The organism is Bartonella sp. ML69XJBT, from assembly GCF_028618515.1.
Classification (GTDB): domain Bacteria; phylum Pseudomonadota; class Alphaproteobacteria; order Rhizobiales; family Rhizobiaceae; genus Bartonella.
The window spans coordinates 1-2,731 of record NZ_JAQITB010000081.1 but is presented as its reverse complement, the minus strand read 5'-3'; the positions used below and the strand labels follow the sequence as shown (position 1 = coordinate 2,731).

Genomic DNA, 2,731 nt, shown 5'->3' with positions numbered 1-2,731 from the left:
CCGGCTGTTCATAACCCACACACATTAAGCCAAAAGCATCCGCACCATGACTGGACCAATCATGCTCGGCGCCTAACCCTATATTCCGCTTCTCATCCCATTTTTCGTGATACCAGTTCAGTGCCTTGCGTCCTGCTACCGTCGTCTCTTCATTGAACCAAACAGAAGGTAAAATACGCCGCACCGCCTCTATACGCATCTTAACAGCACCTGCTCCTTGATTAGGAATGACCTGCGTTTCAAAACCCGCATCATTTAACGCACTCTCAAAACTCACATTATGCACACGGTCTCTGGTCGCACCATCATGGGGTAACACCATTAATGCCTTCTCATAACCATTCTGACGCAACCAACCGATATGCTCTGATAAGGGCTGTCCTTGTGCCTCGTAATAATCAAGCACCCTTATTTCTCTACCAACAAATTGTGCTATCCATATAGCCGTTGCATCTGCCTTGGCTCCTGTTCCCCCAATATCCCAAAAGGCGCGTATCTGCATTAAAGGGTCACGAGCAACACGCCCTATCCGCCCCTCCTGCTCAGCTGCCAACATCTCCTTTTGAAAGTAAGCCCCTTGAACAGCGGTAAGATAAGCACCCTCCCAGATATGTTTATAGGTCTCTGGTCTGTTTCTAAGGTCATCAAGCCGCGCTTCATTCAAGATCTTAGGAAACTTCGGATTATCGGACCAATTGATCTCAACACGTTTAATGGCTTCATTGTCTGAAAAACGAAAGCGCTTCTCAACCGGTGCATTGTCCCGTAATGGGTTCCATGTCACCCATAACTCTGCTCGCCATCCTTCTCCTTCTTCACGCAATGTCGGTATAAGCGTCTGCCAAGCTGTCTCTGTGACTGGTTCTGCCTCATCAACCCAACACAGCAATATCCGCCCCATGGATTTGATACTGGCAATATTCCGGTCAAGACCACAAAACTGAAAGGCTATACGACCATCATTCGACTTAATTGAAGATTCCCCAACCTTATAATAGTCCTTTAAAAAGTCATGGGCTTCAATAGCACGCTTAATCTCCTCTAAAGAACTTTCTGCTAGCGAATTTTGAAACTGCCGTGCACAAAGGATAATGCCTGATATTCCCCCCATCCCAAATTGATAGCCCTTTAAAGCAGCCATCAAGGCAAAGGACCTTGTCTTTCCTGACCCCCGTCCCCCAAAAGCAGCACGCACCGCCGCCTTGCCTGCAAAAATCGGTATAAGCTTTGGTACAATCTTAATCTGTCGTGTTGTCATTCACCAAAGGAGCGATTTCCACGCGCCCTATCATCTTAATGGCTCCCCCATCCTCTCCTGTCACTTGCAAGGGCAAGATCTTACCAAGCAACCCTAAATAAGCAGCGGGGCATTTGATTGCCTGTTTTTCGAGATAAGAGATCAGCCCTTCCTTGCCATATTTGCTGCCTGCCAATTCAGCAGCTTTAATAATTGCCTCTTTAAGAAGACGTGTATTCTTATTGGGCACACCTTTAACACGCCCTTGACCAGCATTAGGAGGCAGAGGCTTTTTGATCGGTTGTAAAACCTGCTTTGTGTTTTCGGATGTCATAAATTCCTCCCTCCAGATAATAAAAAACCCCGCATTTGCGGGGGTTTTAGACTGTACATCACCCTCATTTAGACACAATACGCCTAAGTACAGCAATGTCATTAAATACGATTTGCATCACTTTGTCAACACAAAAATAACACATATTGATAATTTCAAAGGGAATCTGTTAGATGATAGATAGAATTAGAGGATATAAAAAACAATGCTTATGAAAAAGTCTTTATTTAAAGAAAAACTATTATTTGTTATGCTTTTAATAGCATGTCCTATATCAAATGGATCTGCTGGACAGGAAGATAAGTCTCATTCACAAACAACAAAAATATTAGAGAACATAGAGCGTGGACAAGAAAACATATTAAAAGTTTTAGATTTTATGAAAAATGACTTACAAGAGTCGCTGTCACAACAGGCTATCATGTTTCATTGCTTAGAAAAACGTTTTCCTCGTAATCAAAAGATTATTAGTATACGTGCTACGATTATAGAGAGGAATTATCTTTCTTTTGATAGAAATAAGCTGGTTTCTCAATTATTGGAACAAATTAAACAGCGAGATATTATGACTAAAGAACTTCTTTCATCGCCTGATCATTTAAAACCAGAATATATGAAGTTAATTCTTAACATAAATAGCAATATCTCTGAACTCAATGAAACAATTGACAGAAAAAATAAAATTATTAATCAATTACACAACTGGATTAGTGAAAATGCAAGCGGTTTATAAATGCAATTAAAAAATCTTAATGGAAGTGCTTTTGAAGCGCATTAAGAACGACACGTAGTGAGCTTACAAGATGCGGTAATTCTTGATCCTCTATAACAAGGTACTGTAGCGCAGCGTAAAGATTATACTGTTTATAGAGATGTTGCGCTTCTTTTATTACCTCTTGCGTGTTTAAAAACTTCTCTGTTGCAAATTCTACCCATTTGTCCCTTGCCTTATCATCTGCAGATGTCGGCATTTCGTCATAAATCGCATTAGGCAAGCCTTTTGCACAAAGGTAATCATTTCTTATCTGTAGATATTGTTGTGCGGCGTCATATTGCTCTTGAGTAAGTACACCTTGCAAGCAAAGCCGCCCTATATAGGTACCAGAAAGCGGATTTTTAGCCTCTTGTAAGCTTAAACAGAAGCGCTTTGCACGCATTTC

At 41.4% G+C, this 2,731-nt stretch carries 4 protein-coding genes; 1 reads left to right on the top strand and 3 read right to left on the bottom strand.

Annotated elements, in window-relative coordinates:
* Together PVV68_RS09965 and PVV68_RS09960 are read right to left on the bottom strand one after the other, a co-directional pair.
* Positions 1-1,258, bottom strand: a 1,258-nt coding sequence (locus PVV68_RS09965) for a PBSX family phage terminase large subunit (RefSeq protein WP_273783004.1), incomplete at its 3' end; no start/stop codon positions are given.
* Complete coding sequence (locus PVV68_RS09960) at positions 1,239-1,571, bottom strand: hypothetical protein (protein WP_273722123.1); 333 nt, start codon at positions 1,569-1,571, stop codon at positions 1,239-1,241. The genes PVV68_RS09965 and PVV68_RS09960, both read right to left, overlap by 20 nt.
* Before the next feature lie 211 nt (positions 1,572-1,782).
* Between PVV68_RS09960 and PVV68_RS09955 the strand changes: the two genes are divergently transcribed.
* Positions 1,783-2,304 carry a hypothetical protein gene (locus PVV68_RS09955; RefSeq protein WP_273722121.1) on the top strand — a complete coding sequence of 174 codons (522 nt, stop codon included), beginning with the start codon at positions 1,783-1,785 and terminating at the stop codon, positions 2,302-2,304.
* A gap of 16 nt (positions 2,305-2,320) precedes the next feature.
* On the opposite strand, the gene PVV68_RS09950 is transcribed toward PVV68_RS09955, so the two are convergent.
* Positions 2,321-2,731 (bottom strand): hypothetical protein (locus PVV68_RS09950; protein WP_273722119.1); only part of this gene is annotated, 411 nt, incomplete at its 5' end.

Bases quoted from the DNA above. Each gene is read 5' to 3' on its own strand.
- PVV68_RS09960 (WP_273722123.1), bottom strand. From the start codon at position 1,571: ATGACATCCGAAAACACAAAGCAGGTTTTACAACCGATCAAAAAGCCT.
- PVV68_RS09955 (WP_273722121.1), top strand. From the start codon at position 1,783: ATGAAAAAGTCTTTATTTAAAGAAAAACTATTATTTGTTATGCTTTTA.